Here is a 1,727-nt window from a genome sequence, read left to right as displayed (position 1 = left end):
TCAGCACCTGGTTGATCGTGCCGAGCAGYGCGACGGTGGCCGCGCCCGCCGCGATGCCGGTGACGACCGACAGCGCGAGCCAGGGCAGGAAGGGCCGCAGCAGGCGTGCGACTTCCGCGAACGGGCGGTCGACGGAGGGCGGGATGGGAGGGGTCGGGACAGAATCGCTCATGCCTTGCATGACGAACCACGCGCCTGCGCGTTCAGCTGAACATCCCGAGCCTTCGTTCGTCTGCTGACGGGTGATCCCCCTTCTCGAACCTCTCTTCCAGGGCGCCTGGGCGCCGCTCGGCGAGGCGCTGGTGTGCGCCGCCGAGCCGCCGGCGGATGCCGTGCCGGTGCATCGGCTGATCGACGAACCGGCCTTGCTGGAGGCGCTGCTGCGCCGCCACGCCCTGCATCGCGGCGTGACGGGCAGCGATCTGCGCGCGGCCGCATCGAGCTGGTGCTTCGCGTACCTCGATGCGCTGCTGCCGCCGGTGGTCGCGGCGGCGAGCGTGCTGCAGCATGTGTTCCCGACCGCGCCGCATGAAACGCAGGTCGTGGTGGGGGATGACGATGCGGCGCCGCGCAGCTTCCACATCGGCCACGGCGGTGCGGCACGACCCGGCGATCGTTGCAGCGAGCGCCTGGCGCCGTTGATCGACCTGCATCTCGCGCCGCTGTTCACGCAACTCGCGCGCGCCTCACGCGTCGCGCCGAAGATCCTGTGGGGCAATCTCGCGCGCCGGCTCGGTGGGCTGTTCGAGCAGGGGCTGGCGTTGACTGGGCATGCGCCGCACGTCGCGCAGGATCGCGACACCCTGCTGAGCCAGCCGCTGTGGCACGACGGCCGGCCCAATCCACTGCTGCCGCGGCAACGCCCGCACCCGCAGGCCTCGCGGACGATTCCGCTGCACCGGCAGTGCTGCCTGTTCTATTGCCTGCCGGGCGAGGACTACTGCAGCGCCTGCCCGCTGCGACCTTCGTAGCCCGGATGCCAATCCGGGATGTGTCGGACAAACCCCGGATTGGCATCCGGGCTACGGGAGCCTTGCCGTTCGAAGCTTCGGATCGCGCGCGATCTCGTCCTCGCGGAACGGGAAGCGCAGCCAGTCGTGCCGCGCATAGCGCGCGACCGACGCATCGGCCGGGCCCTCGCCCGCGACGATGGCCGACTCCCCCTCGCCATGCGCCAGCAGCGTGTGCGCCACCACGCCCCGCGGGCCGAAGTGCACCACCTGCAGGTAGGTGTCGGCCACCGCATCGGCGCCGATCGGGTGCGTGTCGTCACCGTCGCAGGCCACGTTGAAATACCCGACGACGTGGCAGCCGCCCGTCAACGCGAGGCGTTCCCCGCCGCTCTGCACGAAGCGCCGGCTGCCGAGCGGCGCATCGAGCGCCCAGCCGCGCTCGCCGAAGGCCACGACGGTCGCCGCCAGCGCCTGCGCCACGCGCGGGTCCCCGGCCTTCGGCGCGCGCGGCGTCGCCAGCGGCGCATCGGCCGCGAACGGCACGCCGAAGAACTCGCCGGGCGGYAGCTCGTCCAGCCGCGTCCAGAACGCATCCCACAGCAGCGCGCCGCGCGCATCGGCATCGGCGCGATCCGGCCAGCGCGCCAGCACCTCGCAGGCCGGGCCGACATCGACCTCGCGCCCCGCCAGCACCACCCGCGGCTGCGCGCACGCTCCCGCCAGCAGCTCGCCCTTGAACAGCTCGGCCGACAGCGCACGCGGCACCAGCACCGC

The 1,727-nt window shown here is 72.8% G+C and carries 2 protein-coding genes; one reads left to right on the top strand and one right to left on the bottom strand.

Annotated features, from left to right (window positions below):
• Positions 1-242: 242 nt before the first annotated feature.
• Entirely contained in the window at positions 243-971 is a 729-nt protein-coding gene (gene fhuF, locus AC1DXV_RS34315; protein WP_477872900.1) for a siderophore-iron reductase FhuF, read from the top strand.
• 51 nt (positions 972-1,022) lie between these two features.
• Here fhuF and AC1DXV_RS34310 read toward each other — a convergent pair.
• On the bottom strand, positions 1,023-1,727 hold a 705-nt coding region (locus AC1DXV_RS34310), incomplete at its 5' end, for a penicillin acylase family protein (protein ID WP_477938006.1).

The organism is Rhizobacter sp. P3_C12, assembly GCF_056402735.1.
This window is presented reverse-complemented; position numbering and strand designations above follow the sequence as displayed.